Source organism: Pseudoselenomonas ruminantium, from assembly GCF_900113715.1.
GTDB lineage: Bacteria > Bacillota > Negativicutes > Selenomonadales > Selenomonadaceae > Selenomonas_A > Selenomonas_A caprae.
Genome location: NZ_FOQK01000006.1, coordinates 119526 through 135732, shown reverse-complemented (window position 1 = coordinate 135732; position 16207 = coordinate 119526). Strand labels below are relative to the sequence as shown.

The 16207-nt window shown below is 52.1% G+C and carries 19 protein-coding genes; 4 read left to right on the top strand and 15 right to left on the bottom strand.

Annotated features, from left to right (window positions below; all coding sequences use genetic code 11):
- The 13 genes from BM181_RS04935 to BM181_RS04870 all read right to left on the bottom strand — a co-directional run.
- Window positions 1-231 (bottom strand): transposase (locus BM181_RS04935; RefSeq protein WP_143092114.1); only part of this gene is annotated, 231 nt, incomplete at its 3' end.
- A 123-nt stretch (window positions 232-354) separates the two neighbouring features.
- On the bottom strand, window positions 355-1611 hold the full coding sequence (locus tag BM181_RS04930; RefSeq protein ID WP_075442688.1) for a dicarboxylate/amino acid:cation symporter: 1257 nt from the start codon (window positions 1609-1611) through the stop codon (window positions 355-357).
- 134 nt (window positions 1612-1745) lie between these two features.
- The gene (locus BM181_RS04925; protein ID WP_075442687.1) at window positions 1746-2966 is read right to left on the bottom strand and encodes a type II secretion system F family protein; all 1221 of its coding nucleotides are present in this window, start codon (window positions 2964-2966) and stop codon (window positions 1746-1748) included.
- The gene (locus BM181_RS04920; protein WP_075442686.1) at window positions 2963-4018 is read right to left on the bottom strand and encodes a type IV pilus twitching motility protein PilT; all 1056 of its coding nucleotides are present in this window, start codon (window positions 4016-4018) and stop codon (window positions 2963-2965) included. Before BM181_RS04920 ends, BM181_RS04925 begins: the two co-directional genes overlap by 4 nt.
- Before the next feature lie 214 nt (window positions 4019-4232).
- Entirely contained in the window at window positions 4233-4847 is a 615-nt protein-coding gene (locus tag BM181_RS04915) for a flavin reductase (protein ID WP_075442685.1), read from the bottom strand.
- 57 nt (window positions 4848-4904) lie between these two features.
- Window positions 4905-5312, bottom strand: a complete 408-nt coding sequence (locus tag BM181_RS15720) for a rubredoxin (RefSeq protein ID WP_371263009.1) — start codon at window positions 5310-5312, stop codon at window positions 4905-4907.
- Window positions 5313-5346: 34 nt separating this feature from the next.
- Window positions 5347-5862, bottom strand: a complete 516-nt coding sequence (locus tag BM181_RS04905; protein WP_075442684.1) for an MBL fold metallo-hydrolase — start codon at window positions 5860-5862, stop codon at window positions 5347-5349.
- Window positions 5863-5907: 45 nt separating this feature from the next.
- Window positions 5908-6138, bottom strand: coding sequence for a hypothetical protein (locus BM181_RS04900; protein WP_075442683.1), 231 nt, complete (start codon window positions 6136-6138; stop codon window positions 5908-5910).
- Window positions 6139-6753: 615 nt separating this feature from the next.
- On the bottom strand, window positions 6754-8556 hold the full coding sequence (locus BM181_RS04890; protein ID WP_075442681.1) for a UvrD-helicase domain-containing protein: 1803 nt from the start codon (window positions 8554-8556) through the stop codon (window positions 6754-6756).
- Between the two features lie 247 nt (window positions 8557-8803).
- On the bottom strand, window positions 8804-9244 hold the full coding sequence (locus tag BM181_RS04885; protein ID WP_218150095.1) for a GNAT family N-acetyltransferase: 441 nt from the start codon (window positions 9242-9244) through the stop codon (window positions 8804-8806).
- Window positions 9245-10109: 865 nt separating this feature from the next.
- Window positions 10110-11270 carry a UxaA family hydrolase gene (locus BM181_RS04880; protein ID WP_075442679.1) on the bottom strand — a complete coding sequence of 387 codons (1161 nt, stop codon included), beginning with the start codon at window positions 11268-11270 and terminating at the stop codon, window positions 10110-10112.
- A 1-nt stretch (window position 11271) separates the two neighbouring features.
- The gene (locus BM181_RS04875) at window positions 11272-11583 is read right to left on the bottom strand and encodes a UxaA family hydrolase (RefSeq protein ID WP_075442678.1); all 312 of its coding nucleotides are present in this window, start codon (window positions 11581-11583) and stop codon (window positions 11272-11274) included.
- 15 nt (window positions 11584-11598) lie between these two features.
- Window positions 11599-11805, bottom strand: a complete 207-nt coding sequence (locus BM181_RS04870; protein WP_075442677.1) for a hypothetical protein — start codon at window positions 11803-11805, stop codon at window positions 11599-11601.
- A 100-nt stretch (window positions 11806-11905) separates the two neighbouring features.
- Here BM181_RS04870 and BM181_RS04865 point away from each other — a divergent pair, with 100 nt between their 5' ends.
- Complete coding sequence (locus BM181_RS04865; protein WP_075442676.1) at window positions 11906-12802, top strand: LysR family transcriptional regulator; 897 nt, start codon at window positions 11906-11908, stop codon at window positions 12800-12802.
- Window positions 12803-12804: 2 nt separating this feature from the next.
- On the opposite strand, the gene BM181_RS04860 is transcribed toward BM181_RS04865, so the two are convergent.
- Window positions 12805-13722, bottom strand: coding sequence for a LysR family transcriptional regulator (locus BM181_RS04860; RefSeq protein WP_143092113.1), 918 nt, complete (start codon window positions 13720-13722; stop codon window positions 12805-12807).
- Window positions 13723-13907: 185 nt separating this feature from the next.
- On the opposite strand from BM181_RS04860, the gene BM181_RS04855 reads away from it, so the two are divergent.
- On the top strand, window positions 13908-14699 hold the full coding sequence (locus BM181_RS04855; RefSeq protein WP_033170049.1) for an MBL fold metallo-hydrolase: 792 nt from the start codon (window positions 13908-13910) through the stop codon (window positions 14697-14699).
- 24 nt (window positions 14700-14723) lie between these two features.
- A complete protein-coding gene (locus BM181_RS15255) occupies window positions 14724-15074 on the top strand; it encodes an HAD family hydrolase (RefSeq protein WP_082336173.1) in 351 nt (116 codons plus the stop codon).
- A gap of 106 nt (window positions 15075-15180) precedes the next feature.
- Here the strand turns inward: BM181_RS15255 and BM181_RS04845 are convergent, their stop codons facing one another.
- Entirely contained in the window at window positions 15181-15624 is a 444-nt protein-coding gene (locus tag BM181_RS04845; RefSeq protein WP_075442673.1) for an Rrf2 family transcriptional regulator, read from the bottom strand.
- Window positions 15625-15843: 219 nt separating this feature from the next.
- Between BM181_RS04845 and BM181_RS04840 the strand changes: the two genes are divergently transcribed.
- Window positions 15844-16200: a cupin domain-containing protein gene (locus tag BM181_RS04840; RefSeq protein WP_033170046.1), complete on the top strand. Its 357-nt coding sequence runs from the start codon at window positions 15844-15846 to the stop codon at window positions 16198-16200.
- Window positions 16201-16207: the final 7 nt, after the last annotated feature.

Below are 16207 nucleotides of genomic sequence, written 5' to 3'. Positions count from 1 at the left end.
GCCAGAAAGATAATCGTGGATAGCAGTTTCCTTAAACTCAACAGAATAGTGCTGATGATGTCGTTTGAAGAATACATCCGGGCCACAAGCATCATAGTTACGAACCCATTGCCTGAAGGATCTTCTGTCAACACCTGCATCCGCGGCTATGGAGGCATAACTGCCCTCTCCACGTTTATACTTTTCAATGAAGTGGATTTTCTCTTCGGGTGATAATCTCTTCTTGTACATAAAATGCTCCCTATCAAGCAGACAGTTTTATTATTTCTTCTGTCTACCTAATAGGGAGCATATCAGCTTGGATAGCCCGTGGCTTTTTTATGCTTGCCATATTCTGTTCGATGGATCCTGAAATCAAGCCTGCTCTGCAGAAGCCAACCGCTCCTGCAGCCACTCCTTGCCGTCCACATACTTCGAGACAATATACGTCGACACATAATCGCCAGCCGCATTGACCATGGTCGCTGGCGGATCGATCAGGTTGCCGATTGCCAGAGCAAGGGTATATGCCGTTGTCAGCTGCTCGGGACTGTTATTGAAGAAGAAGGAACACAGCACCAGCTCTCCCACACCGCCACCGCCGGGAATCCCCGACATCGCTACGGAAGAGAATACCGCAATGGCGATGGCCAGGATGGCTTCGCCGCTATTGAAGTCCATGCCCGAAATGCCAAACAAGAACGCCACTTTGATGATCGCGCCCATCGCCGAACCATCCATATGCATCGTCGCTCCGAGTGGCAGAACGATGTCTGCCACCTCCTTCGAGACGCCACTTGACTTTGCCGCCTCGATATTGGTGGGGATCGTCGCAACCGACGAACAAGTGCCGAAGGAAACGGCAGCGGGCCGGAAAATATGACGCCACATCAGCGGGACCGCATGACGGCCACCGCCAAACCAGGCATAGAGCGGAAAGAACACGGCCAGATAGACAAAACACATCCCCCAATAGACGAGCAGTGTCTTCGCATAACCGCCCATCAGGTCCCCGCCATACGTGGCTGCCAGATCTGCAAAGAAACCGAAGAAACCGATTGGCGCATAATACGATACAATCGTCACCGTCTTCATGATGCAGCGTGACAGATCATCAAGGAGCTTGGCCGTCATGGTCTGCCGGCCGCCAGCCAGCTGGACACCGAAACCAAAGATGACAGCAGCGACGATCAGCGGCAGCATAGCCCGCCGTGACAACAGCTCCACAAAATCCGGCTTCGTAAAGAAATTGACCACCAGCTCGCTGATGGATACGCTCTTGACTTCCGCAGCCGACGCTGCCATCTCACTGACCGAAAAGCCCACCGGCACGATGTCGATGCAGGAAACAACACCATACATCAGCAGCGAAGCAATCAGCGCCGTCACGGTGAACGTCGTGATGGTGATGCCCATGACCTTGCCCGCACGCCCAGCCGATCCCATATTGGCAATCGCCGAAGCGATGGACACAAAGACCATCGGCACCACGATGCAGAACATCATATTGATGAACAGATCGCCCAGCGGTTTGAGGCCCTTGGCCTCTGGCCAGCAAAGCCCTACGGCCGTGCCGGACACGATGCCGATCAGCATGAAGATGACAAACCCATAATTTTTCAGATACTGCATATAATCCCCTCACAATCCCAGCACAGGTTATCGATTTAGTCAAAATTATACAAAAAATCAACAGCCACGGCTAGCCACCTGCGCATATACAGCATTTTTTTCCCACAAAACAGCATCAACACACACAAATCCACTCAGGTCAAGGCATCCATCATACCGAGCAGAGGCAGGATGATGGACAGGACAAAGAAAAACACCAGGCCGCCCACCAGGAAGATAGCCGCAGGCTCAGCCAGCGCCTGCAGCCGGCGCGACTCATTCTGCACGACGACACGGCAAAACTCTGCCGCCTTGGCCAGCATGACCTCAAGCTCTCCCGATTTCTCCCCCGCCAGGACCATCTCGCCCAATACAGCCGGAAAACCAGGACAGGCGCACAAGGACGCATGCAGCGGCAGCCCGCGCTCGACTGCCTGGCGTGCCTCCTGCAATACCAGCCGCAGATAGCAGTTCGCCGTAACCTCAGGCAGCAAAGCCAGAGCCGCTGGCAGCCGGATGCCATTCTCCAGCAGGACTGCCAGTGTGCCCAGAAGCATCAGCCATTCCGCAAAGCAGACCAGCCGCCCGTAAAGCGGCAGCCGCAGGCACCAGCGGTCAAGCCGGCGCCGAACACCTTCCTGCTGCCAGGCATAGGCCGCCAGCACCAGCACGGCCACCGACACGAGGAAAAGCTCCGGGCCATGCGCAAGCACCAGGGCGGAAACAGCCAGCAGCAATCTTGTCGGCAGCGGCAGCTCTGTATGGAGGCTCGTCAGCATCGCCGAAAAGGTCGGCAGCACAAAGACCGTCATGAAGGCAAAGGCCACCAGGGTCGTCACCCCCAAGATCAGCGGATAGAGCAGGACAGATTTCAGCTTTGCCTGCGCCGCATAGGACTTCTCCAAAAAATCCGCCAGCCGCAAAAACATCACATCCAGCGTCCCCGCCACTTCGCCAGCCTTCACCAGGCTGACGATGCGGGCCGAAAAGACCTTCGGGACCCCCTGCATCGCTTCATGCAAGGACTTTCCCTGCATGACAGCCGCCAGCAGCTTATCGAGGAGCTGCTGATAGCTGCTGTCTTTGCCTGTCCGCAGCGCCTTCAGCGCCTCATGCACCGGCATCCCCGCCGACAACATCACCGCTAACTGCCGGCAGAACAGCACCACCAGCAGCCGCGATGGCTGCGGCGCGGCCATCGCCTTGATGCGGGCAAGGGCTGGAAAATGACGCCCGTGCCCCAGCTCCTCCAGACTGGCAACCCACAAGCCTTTTGCCCGTATCTGGCGCGCCGCTTCCCGCCGCGACTCCGCACTGACGCGGCCCGTGAACAGCTCCCCCTTGCGGTTCCGTGCCTCATACGCATATGCCGTCATCCCTGCCAGCCTCCCATCGTCAGGCTTTCCCCATATCGTTCATACATTTCCTGCGTGATACGCCTTTGCCGGTATAGATGCTCGGCCGCAGCCTGCCCCGTCTGCATCCCTTGCTGCTGATGGCTCATCATCACAGACTCCAGCTGGCTGTACTTGCCCTGCCGGAGCAAGCTGCGCACCGCCGGTACAGCCAGCAGCACCTCACTCATGCAGACACGGCCTCCTTGGCAGCACGGCAGCAACCGCTGCGCAAAGATCCCCGTCAGCACCTCAGCGACCTGCGCCCGGATTGAATCCTGCTGAGCGAGCGGAAACATCCCCTCGATGCGCATGACCGCCTCAGCGGCTGACCGTGTATGCAGTGTCCCGAGAACCAGCACCCCCGAAGCTGCTGCCATCAAGGCCGTCTGCATCGTCTCTCGGTCACGGATCTCCCCCACTAAGATGACATCCGGCATCTCCCGCAGCGCACTGCGCAAAGCCCGGGCAAAGGAAAAGAAATCCTTCCCATACTCACGCTGGCTGATGAAGCACTGCTTCGGCACATAGCAGAACTCCACCGGATCTTCTAACGTGATGATATGATACGCTTTCTCCTGGTTCAGCTCCTCGATAAAGGCTGCCAAGGTCGTAGTCTTGCCAGAACCTGTCCTGCCTGTCACCAGCACCAGCCCTTGGTCAAACGCTTTTATCCTCTGCCAGGCCTTAGGCGCCCCTATATCCGCAAGGCTCGGAATCCTCTCCGGCAGCAGACGGATGGCAAGGGCAGGAAATCCTTGCTGATAATAAGCATTGACACGGAACCGCCGTCCTGCGAACGTCCATGACAAGTCAATATCCTTTTCCCGGGCCAGCCGCTTTCGCTGCTCCTCATCCATGATCACAGCGCAAAAGCCAGCCATAAATGGCTCCGTAAGCGGGCGTCCATCCACAGGCGCCAATACGCCCTCACACCGCATATGCGGCCGTTGCCCCACGGTCCAATGCATATCCGACGCTTCTTTTTCCATAGCCCTGCGGATAAGCTCCTGCCAACTTATCTCCTCATCCATGTCATCACCCCATAATTTCAATGATCACGTATTTCTTCTACATCCCATACCTAATACCTGCAAGAAATACGCTTCATTTGCAAAACCACCTTTCATCCCTTCCTTGCAGGACATTTCATCAGCAACCTAGAATTATATCCCTCCACCACGATGGCTTAGCCTGGGGACAGAAAAAAGCACCTCCTATGGAAGTGCCTTTTTTGTATTCTGCCTTTCAGCCAGTCACTTTCTCAAAATCCGCCGCACCGTGTTTGCAGAGGGGGCAGATATAACCTTCGGGCAGTTCCTCGCCCTCGTATTCATAGCCGCATACTGTACAGCGCCATATGGTCTTCCCTTTGGCAGCGGCCTGGGGACGCGGCTTGATCTGTTCCTGATAATAGCCATAGGTAGCAGATTTCACAGCAGATAGTATCTTGCTGTCTACCACATCCGCCAAGAATATGGTATGGCTTCCCACATCCCAAGCCTGTGTAACCCGCCCAGAGATATAGGCGTTGGTGCCTTTTGTCACGGCCAAGGTACCGTTTGCCGTGCGCTCGACGGCCGTGAAGTCCTTGAACTTATCCACTTCGCGGCCCGAACAGAAACCAAAATGCTTGAACAGCTCAAAGTCCGCAGCTTCGCTCACCACAGACACCGTGAAAGCCTTCGTGTCCATGATCATATCATGGGTATGATTCCCCTTGTTTACCGCCAGGGTTATCTGATTGGGTTCTGAGGTAACCTGCGTCACCGTGTTGATGATGCACCCGTTGTCCTTCTGTCCGTTGTTAGCCGTCAACACATAGAGCCCGTAAGAAATGTTGAACATGGGATTCCCGCTCATTTTTCTATCCCCTTTCAAGACAATATCCGAAACTGCCTTACTACATCTTCGCCCATATCACGCTTTATTGAATTTCTCCTTGCTCTGCTTGCAGCGCGGACACTTCCAGTCCGCAGGCAGATCCTCAAAGGCCGTCCCTGCGGGGATGCCGTGTTCCGGATCGCCAACGGCCGGATCGTAGACCTGCCCGCAGATGGAGCAGATATATTTGCCCGTGGCCTCCTTCACAGCGATTTCTCCCGGTGGAATGGTCTGAGGCGGATTGTCCAGATCCACCACCTTCTTGCTCTCCAGATTCTCATAGCCCAGAGGCGTATGCGTGGAGCAATAGACCGTGGGGTTGTTGCGGATGAACTCCCGCACCTTATCCAAAGTGTCTCTGGCGGCAGCTTGATCTTCAAAGACCACGGAGAGCTTGTTCTCATAGAGAGCTTCATCGGTGTAGGTCACATCGCCATGCATCATGTAGAAGAGACCATCCGCTTCGGCGATGATGATGCTATTGCCTGTGGTGTGGGCCTTTGGCCGGGAGCAGATAGACTCCCTCGGCGATCTTCTCCGAGGCAGGGAAATTGTGGTAAGGGCCGTCCTTATAGGCCACGCCGATCACGTTATCCCCCTTGTATTCCGTAGTTTCCTTTTCTTCCGGGGACATGTAGATTTTGGCCTGAGGGAAGCTCCGCAGTTCCCCGGTATGATCGGCATGCTTGTGGGTGACGAGGATTTTCGTCACTTGCTCCGGCTGATAGCCAAGCTCTTTCAAGGCCGAGACATAATCCTTGATGCGGCTGCCCAGATAAATCTGAGTCTTTTTGTCCACCACCATATCCGGTGCCTCAAGGGGCATCCCCGTGTCCACTAAGATTACCTCGCTGCCCGTATCGATGAGGAAATTCTGCAGGGTGGACCGATACCGCACTCTGGCATCGAATTTATCCACGCCATCCTCGCCGCCCATTGCAAAGGGCTGGGTCATGAAGCCCTTCTCATAGAGTTTAACCGCTTTGATTTCCATGTTTGGCACTTCCTTCCGTTTTGAATGCAAAATCGCAACCAATAATCAGCGTTTGATATCCTTGGTGAAAGTTTCCAAGGTGTTATCGGCGGCGGCAGCCAAGAAGGCCGTATCGGCGCCGAAGGCCAGGAAGCTGACGCCCAAGTCAGCAGCATGACGGCCATAGCGGCCAGCCCGGACTGCAGTGACACCGAAGCCGCGATTGCCCCCCGGCGCATAGGAGGCCCAATACATGATGGATTCTGCCACATCCGGCGAAGTGGTTTCCTGCGCCACACCATATTACAAGACGCCAACCTCAATACCATGTTTGAATTTGTTGCTCAAATAATCTTTTACCATTGCCATTTTACAAAGTCCCTCCTTGTCTAAATCATGAAACAATGCTTTTGCACTCACGAATCAAGTTTATCTTATCACATGATTGTGACTTTAATATGACTTTTTAGAAAATTCCTTTTAATTTTTTTCGACAGCATCGAATCAGTAAATCCTGCGGGGCAGGGTAACGAGCATTTCTGTCCCCTGTCCCGCCTCACTATGACATTCGATGGTCCCCTGCAAAAAAAGCCTACGATCGAGGACAAAGGTGTCTTGAACTCATGGGAAACGTTGCCGATAAAATCCTTGCGCATTTCGTCCAGGCTGCAAAGCTCACGGGCCATCCGATTAAAGCTGTCCATGAGCGAGGCTCCCTCCGCCGTCATGATGCGCAGGCTATACGGCGGAATCTGCGCCTGAAGACACCTCTTTTCCCTTTTTCGTTGGCTATATCTTACTATGTCTTTATGACATCGATGTGACTTTTTCCTGCTTCTTCCAGAAAATTTTCTGGCACATCATCAGGCGCAGCAGTAGCAGCTCCCCAAATGTCATCGGCATATCATGAAATCAGCTGTCCAGCAATTTCATGATATGCTCCTTGGTGAACTCTTTGCCTAGTCTTGCATCCGTTATCCCTCTGCCATAGAAATCCACATAGGCCCAGCCGTTTTTCCTCTTCTGGAGCAGTATGCCGCCGAGGGCGAGAAGATTCTTGAATTCCTTGAAATCGTTAGCCGACACCGCACAGTCCTTGATGTTTTTCCGCATGCGCGCCAGGATTGTCTCCCGTTCCGTCTCCCACATCCTAAGCTGCGAGGTCTTGTGGTGCTTGCGGGCATTTTGTGCCACCCAATCCTGTTCCTGCTCGATTCCCTTCTGGAGCTTGCGTCTGTCCTTCGCCTTCCTGACCGCGGCCTCACATTCCTCCAGATGTTTGAGGATTGCCTCCCGGCTCTGATACGCAGCATTCTCCGTCATATCCACCAGCTTGATCTGGGCTCTGGTAACCGCCACATAATAAAGATTCAGTTCCTGGATGAAATCCTTGAACCGCTCATCCTGCTGCTCCAAGGGGCTCATCCCTGCCTTGAACCTTGCCGCATTGAACCGGCAGCTCATATAGCGGAACCCCAGATCCGGGAAATCATCCATCAATCTTACAGTATGCCATTCCAAGCCTTTGCTGGTATGCGCATTGGTCAGCACCAGCGGCGCTTCCGGCCTGTTCATGCGGCGGGCAACATCCTGCAGTTCATACAGATCATCCTCGTAATTCTCCGCAATCTTCATCGCTGACAGTATCTCCACATCCGCGGTGCTCTCAGCATACTCCTTCAATTCTTCCTTGCTGTGCAGCCGGTTCAGGAACTTGAATTCCCCCACGAAGTCATGGCGCCGGTCAAAGAGGAATTCCTTGACCGCAATGGCTGTCTTGAATACATCCTCAGGCTTCTTGACCAGATAAACACGCTCCGGCTTTTCCCGATACTCGTCAATCAGATCCACCAGCGCCGAATTTGTCCGGGTAATGCAGGCTGTCTGCTTATTCTTCAGCTTCGCCTCGTTGATCATGGAATGCATGGGGTAGTATGGAACCTGCCCATCATAGAGCATATCCATGAACACCTTCATGTAGAGATTGGCCTTGTCCAGGATCGGCTGGCGGGCACGGAATGAATTGGTCAGCTGGAGCGTTACATCAGCCTTCTGCCGTGCCAACGCATTGATAGCTCCGCGGAAGCCATAGATCGACTGATGCGAATCGCCGACAAAGATCCGGCTGCAGGCAGCCCGGTTGATGATGCTCAGCGTCACGGGATTGCAGTCCTGGCTCTCATCCACCAGGATGCAGTCATACCGCCTGCCCAGACCTTGTTCCTCCGGTGACAGCATCTGGAAGAGCTTCAGGTAATGGTCATGCGGCATAGGCAGTCTTCCCTCCGCCACCAGCTCAAAGATCTTCTTTACCTCGCTGCTAGGAAAATCATGCTCAGCGGATATAAGGAAATCCCTATATCTGCCGAGCATCAGGAAAAGCTCATGATTCGTCTTGGAGGGGAAACAGTCATGAAGCATATCGATCTTGATAGCCGATAGGACTGGCCGCGACCCGCTAGAAAAGAAATGCCTGTATGCCATGCTATGCATGGTCATCGCCCTGGTGTTGGCCGGAAATACCTGATTGGCCTTATCGGCGATGCTGCGATTGAAGGCCAGATACAGGAACCGCTTCTGCGGATTCGCATTGGTCACAGCCAGCAGCGTGGTGGTCTTGCCCGAGCCCGCACAAGCGTCGATCTTCATGACCTGCCCAAGCCGCAACTCTTGGGATGCTTTTATTATCTCTATCTGTTCAGCTGATGCACGCATTGTTCCCTCTCGTTTCCCTGTCCACTACCATATTGCCTCTATCTTTTCCGCCAGATCTATGATCCGTCTTCATAAAATCAGCAGCGTGAAATCTTCCCGCTGCTGATGCTTGCCATGTCATGTCCTGCCAACGGACCGCCAGCGCATAATGCGTATATTATACTCCCTTTGACCGTCCTCTGTCCACGGCTTTGCTAAGACCAGCCTGCGCTGGCAGCAAGCAGCGGTACTGTTTCCCGCTCGTACATCAGATCTTCCTGCGCAATACAATCATATCCACCAGCTGTCTTCCCCCTTCCAAGATGGCATGGTCATAATTATCTAGGAAAAAATCCTTTCGCACGCCATAGCGGACAAAGCCACAGTGCTCATAAAAGGGGATGGTAAGCGGACTGTCCCCTGTACCGGCCTGCAGCTCATCAAAATCCGCTGCATAACGATCCGCCAGGAATTCGATGAGTTTTTTCCCATAGCCCTTCCCCTGCGCCTCTGGTGACACTGCGATATTCTTCACTTCCAGCACGCGGTTGCCCGCATCCATGACTACGCATTCAGCCTTTACGCCATTGTCTTCCAGCACATACATCGTGCCCTCAGCCAAATACTTCGCGATCATGCTCTCCTGTTCATCCGCCAGCAACAACAAATCGATGTGTTTCTTTTTATCGGGCTCCTTATAGATCCTCACGTCGCTTCTCTCCCCTCGCATGCTACGATATGGTCTTTCCCAGCTGAAAGGCCTGCTGCATGTCGTCCTGCTGGAAGCAGGGATTTCCCTCTCTTTGGAAACAACTTTTGCAGCCAATACTTTCGGTTGCTGCCCACCAAAACCACTATCCTGCTCATTCTAAGCCCTCCCATCATCCGCAAGCTATGCCCAATAGCAAACCTGATATTTAAATAAGGATTTTACACCTTTACACCCCCTGCGTCAACAATTGAAGTTTTCCGGTAAAGTTTGACATAAAAGCAAAAGGGGCTGTTGCACGTAATGTGACGTGCAGCAGTCCTTTTTCATGGCCAAAAAGATAATCCCGGGGCTTGAAGAGAACTATCTTTATCTCGAAACAAATCAGCAGAGTTCTTTTATCAAGCCAAGCAACTACGAGAAGAGCAAGACTCGAAAATGGAAACAGGACATTGGCCGTAACCAAAGAATTTATCCGGAAAAGTAAAACAGGATTCCATAGCCAGATAACCCATTACAGCTGCGAGAATTGCAAAGACTGTCCGGTAAAAAGTCAATGTATACACGGAAATCACTGCAAGACTCCGCTGGAAGAGCGAACCAAGAAAATCCCTGTGGATAACGCTGCTTAAAAAATCAAAGAGCGCAAGAAACAAAGACGATTTTCAGACCGTCTAGTGTCTTGCGCCCAAAATTCCTGTATTTTGCTCTTACTTTTAAGATATCGTCAAGTTGAAAAGCTAATGGGGCTGTGCATAAGTAATTTCTCACTCATGCAACAGTCCCTAAAAGGGCCGTACTGCACTTATGGCAGGCGGACTCTCCCCTATACTACGTGCCACGCATAAAAAACGACAAGCGCCAATCACACGAATCTGCACACATGGTCAACCGCAATATCCGAAAAACCATAGGCTTCCGCTTTGGTGAGTTTGCCGTTTGCTATCTCATGGAGCTTTTCCAGCAGCATCCCACCGCTTTCCTCAATGGTCTGCTCGCCACGGATAATGACCGATAGATCCACGTCCATATTATCTTCCATCCAACTATAAGTATGCTCATTGGCAGTCACTTTCAGCACTGGCACAATGGCATTGCCCGTAGGCGTTCCCCTGCCCGTGGTAAAGATGATGACCTGACAGCCGGCGGCCGCCATGGATGTTACAGAAGAAATATCATATCCTGCCGTATCCATGACAATGGCCCCGCGCTTCGTGGGCGGCTGCGCCTGTTCCAGCACCTCCACGATGGGACGGGTGCCGCCTTTGCGGATGCAGCCAAGGCTCTTTTCGTCAATCGTGGACAAACCGCCCGCTTTGTTGCCCGGTGTCGGCTGGCCCGCCCGGCAATCCTGCCCTGCGGCCAGCAAATGTTTTTCATAGTCCTCGCACACCCGGATGATCTGGTCATGGATTTCCGGCGTGGCGCCCCGGCGAGCCAGCACATGTTCGCCGCCAATCCACTCAATGGACTCACTCATCATGGCGGACGCGCCCAAATCCACCAGCCTGTCGCTAAGATTGCCCACCGCAGGATTGGAGGCAATCCCAGAGGTAGCATCGCTGCCGCCACATTCTATCCCCAACAGCAGCTCGCTAATGGGGAATTTTTCTTTTTGCTGAAGTCCGGCTTCAGCCGCCATTTTCCTGGCTGCCCGCACAGCTTTTTCAATGGTCTTCAATGTGCCGCCTTCTTCCTGTATGCCAAAGGAAACTACCGGCTTGGAACACTTTGCCTGTATCTTTTCCCGCAACTGGGCATGGGGTACGGTTTCACAGCCCAGGCCGATGATGACCACGCCGTAGACGTTTGGATTCAGCGCAAAACCCGTGAGCACCTTCTGGCTCATTGCCGTATTGGCTGCCACATCACTGCAGCCGGTGTTAAAGACAATATTCACAGCGCCCCGCACCTGGCTCGCCACAATCCGGCAGGATTCACTGCCGCAGGCACAAGTGGGCAGGATCAGAATATGATTGCGGATGCCGGGCCGGCCTTCTTTGCGTCTGTAACCGTAAAATTCCATATCATTTGCCCTCCTTGCCCATTACATACTCACTGGCATAATCCCGGGGAATGCTGCGGATATTCTCATGCGATACCCAGCCGCCCTGCGGGATATCCCGCAAAGTTTCCCCGATGATTTCCCCGTACTTATAGACCATCTCGCCCTTGGCGATCGGCTTCAAGGCAATCTTGTGCCAAATGGGAATCAGTTCGACAGCCCTAACCTTGGCCTTGCCGCCGCCATGACAGATAACCATGTCCTCCGGCTGTGCTTCGCTGGTGCAGGTGGCCACATTGTCCTTTTCGTCCAGCAGAATCGCTTTCTTTTCCATAAAGTTCTCCTTCCGTCAAATCGCTTCGTCCATATCTAGCAGGTATTTCCCATAGAGCATATTCCACTGCGCCGGAGTCATGTCCTGCTTTTTTTGCGATTCCAGCTGATAAATTTTCACTGCCTTATGCGTTCTTGCCATCATTTTTTCGGCCCAGATCTTCATTGCCTTTTCCATCATCATTACCTCCCGCTTCACATTGACCTTTTCTGTCTTCATCATAGCGTATTCAGCCCCAAATAAAAAACACTTATAATCGATTTATCTATTGAAAAAACCGATTGATTTCGTTATGATGAAGCTAGTCAAAGGAGGTGGTGCCATGAATATCCAGCAAATGCAATACTTCGCCGAGGTTTGCCGTCAGGAAAATGTTACCAAAGCGGCCGCCTATCTGCATATGTCCCAATCCACGCTGAGCCAGTCTATGAAAAATCTCGAAGCGGAAACCGGCCTGAACCTGTTCCGCCATGTAGGGCGCAATATCCAGCTCACCGCTGACGGGCAGGCTTTGTTTCATGAAGTAGAAAAGATGCTGAAGCAGTTCAAACGCTTTGAAGCCAGTGTCAAAGAGATTGCCAAACGCCATAACCGCCTGCAGCTGGCCGTGCCTTCGCAGATTGCCACCATTATCCTGCCGCTGCTTTTGGGCGAATTTTTCCAGCAGCACCCGGAAATCCAGCTGGAAATCACAGAGCCAGCCGGCGGCGCCGCGCTGGATATGGTAGAGCGGGAAGAAGTCGACCTGGCCTTTGTCCACGATGCCGAAGGACGGCCCAATCTCACCCTGCGCAAATTATCGTCCTGGCCCATCTGCCTCTGTGTCCCACGCAAACATCCGCTGGCCAATAAACCAAGCATCACCTTGACCGAAGCAGCAGCATATCCCCTGGTTCTGCTCAGTCGTAGATTTATCCTAACCAAACGTGTGCTGGCTGAATTTGACCGGCAAAAGCTCCAGCCACAGATTCTCCATTATTCCCCCAACCTTTCGAGCGTCTGGAATATCGTCCAGCAAGGCATCGCCCTGTCGATTCTGACCGGCAATGGCATTTTACCGGATAGCGATCTTATCGCCATTCCCATTGAAGGTCTTGCCCAAAAAGGTTTTATCGTCACCAAAAAAGGCCGGCAAATCTACGCGGACGAACGCTGTCTTATCGACTTCGTCCGGCGTAAATTTACCGACACTCTTGAAAATACGAACAGTACCCCTTAATATCACAAAGGCCAGCTAACTTTGTCTTTACCATGCTGGGGCAGCCAAGCGAGCAGAAAGGAACGAAACTTTTGGCTGGCTTTCGTGAGGACTGTGGTCTTGTCCCAGACAAGATATACATTCTGCCCCAGGTCATCGCCCGTACCTAATGGTTTTACCACGATATCCGGATGGGGATTCAGCACGGCAGCGTAGTCATAGCCAAGATTTATCACCTGATGCCGGAGAATCAGATCGGTGATGAGCATCTCATCGGCCGTTTCAGCGACCAAATCTACATGCAATCCCGGCAGCAGGATATACTTATCGATATTATGCCGAAAACATTGATAACCCCGCCCCTTGCTGACAATGCGCGCACCTTCCAAATCTGCATAGGCAATGTTTTCTTTACCGGCCAGCGGATGCTGGCGATGCAGCCGCGCACAGTATCGGGAAAAGAACAGCGGTTCCGCTGCGAAACGATTTTGGTCAGCTTCTCCTGTTACGATGGCAAAGTTGCATTGCTTTTCCAAAACGCCCTTCAAAGCTGCATCATCTGTCGTATCCACGGTGCTAAGAATAATATCCGGACATGCCTGGTGAAAATCCCAAAGGAACTCTGCCCCCAAGTAAGCCATTATATGGTCAAGCGCGTAGATAGTCACCACGCTTTTGGATTGTGAGGCCAATGTGCTCATGCTCGCAATACTCCGGTATTCTGCCAGCAGCCGCTGCACATGTGGTAAAAGTGCATTGGCATAGTCTGTCGGAACAAGGCCATGCGGATTGCGGATAAAGAGCAGCTGGCCCAGTTCCTCCTCCAAAGACTTGAGCATCTTGCTGACGCCCTGCCGCGACACATAGAGCTTATCGGCGGCACTTTGTATATTGCCCTGCCGATAAACTTCGAGAAAATATTCCATTTGTTTCTGATTCATCCGATCCCCCCTCCTATTCATTTTATAGCAACCAATAAGTTGCGTCAAAAGAGAATATCTTTGCTTGTTGTGCCTCGGCATGGGCACTATACTAGAAGTATAACATAGCTAGTGTGCCGTCTGGTTGACAATCGACCAGATGGCACACTAGCGCAATTCAGGAGTTACGAAAAGGAGACATGACCATGAAATTGACGCAAATCCGCAATGCCACCAACCGCCTTGAATATGCCGGCAAAACGTTTCTGATTGACCCGTGGCTGATGCCCAAGCATCAGTTTTCCTTCATCGATGTTCCCGGCAGACCTTATCATGTACCGGATGAAATGAAGGAGCATTTGCCCATGCCCTTCTATGACCTGCCCATGCCGATAAAAGAAATCCTCGCCGGCGTCGATTATTATCTGGTAACGCATATCCATCCCGACCACATCGATATGTCCATGGATGGTACTGTGGGCGCTCCTTTAGACAAGAATGTGCCTGTAATCTGCCAAAACGAAGCAGATGCCGCTGTATTCCAAAAATCCGGCTTCCGCGATGTGACCGTACTATCCGAAACTGGCATGCTGTTTGGTCCGGCAAAGCTGACCAAGGTACCCGCCCTCCATGGCACGGTAAATCCCTGTGGTGATGCCATGGGCGTGATGTTTGAAAGCGCCGCCGAAAAAATCTTTTATCTGGCCGGGGATACGGTCTGGTATCCGGCAGTAGCCAACACGCTGAAACGCTGGCAGCCGGAAATCGTGGCACTCAACTGCTGCGCCGCCGAAACGGTAGAAAATGGTCGCCTCATCATGGATGCCGAAGATGTCCACTGCGTTGCCAAGACTGCGCCTAACGCCAGACTGTATCTGACACATCTTGACAATGTGGCCCATGCCGCACTTACCCGCCATACACTAAAGGGCAAACTTGCTGAACGTAATGTGACCAATTATGATATGCCAACGGATGGACAGTCTTTAATGTATTAATGACTCTAACTCCAACAAAGCAAAATGAATCCCCCATCCTGCAAGTTTTCATGCGGATGGGGGATTATTTATTTCATGCTAATTTTTCATTTCGCGTGCGATATATTCTCCCGTAATGCTCTCCTTGCTTACAGCTGCCATTTCCGGCGTGCCGCAGACTACGATTTGGACGAAACTTTGCTTTATTCTGCCAAACAGATTCCTGACGAGACGACAGCGGCTATTAAGCAGTTGATGGAACGCGGTGTCGAGGTTGTCGTAGGCACAGGACGCGGCCTGGCGGAACTTGCAGACTACCGTGACGCCTTTCAAGGCATGCACTACGGCCTGCTTGGTAAGCGGCGGTCTTCAGACCGCTGCCCATTGTTTTCGTAAACGCACAGGGAATTTTCCACGCCTATTTCACTGGCCGGCATATATACATATTCGCAGGTGTTATTATCTCCGAAGATAACACCTGTTTTTAATTCCGCTATGGCAATCATTTATTTTTCTCCTGTTCTGCTTCTTTCACTGCAATAGATTCCAACAAATCGGCAAGGGTGACCTTCTTGAAATCAGCCAGCATATGTTGTCTGACATCTTCAAGCCGTTCCCCCAAAACCCCATGAATATTCCGCCCCACAGGACAGGCAGGATTGGGATTCTCCTGAAAATGAAATAAGTCTTCGTCTTCTTCCACAGCCTGGAAGACATCCCACAAGGTGATGTCTTTCGGGCTTTTGGTAAGTTTTGCCCCACCGACACCAGCCGCCACTTCCACGAGACCTGCAGCTTTAAGCTGGCCTAATGTCTTGCGAATAATGACGGGATTGACATTGACACTGCCTGCCAAAAAAGTCGATGTGGTCTTGTACTCATCCTTGAACCGTTCTATACAAAGCAATATATGCGTTGCTACCGGCAGACGAAATGAAAACTGCATGAAGGAACCTCCTAAAACCATTATTTCTTACTATATAAGGTTGTAGCCTATCATATTACATCACTTATAAAATGTCAATCTTACCTGCTGATATGCCTTTATGGCATCCACTGCAAAAACTTCATAAAATTCTTCATTGTAACCATTGACATTACATCGCTAAAATGTTATCCTCTCATTGTAAGCGATGTTGTTACAATGTTTTAGGAGGAATTTAACATGGCAAATTTCAGCAAAATCAGTGTGGCAAACGATGCCAGAACCGAGCTGCATGACAAATTGAATCTGACGGGAGCAGAAATCAGCGTCAACAACCTGCCTGCCGGAGCCGGTGTTCCCTTTGTACACTACCACAAGAAAAATGAGGAGATTTACTTCATCACGGCCGGCAAAGGCACCGCTGTAATTGACGGGCAGACCGTAGAACTTTCTGCCGGTGACTGGCTGCGCATCGCCCCGGCGGCACGGCGTCAATTCTCGGCGTCTGCCGATGAAGGCATCAGCTATATCTGCATTCAGGTACGCGAAAAATCCCTGGAGGAATACACCGCAGCTGACGCTGAAGTAGAACAGTAAATCCGTT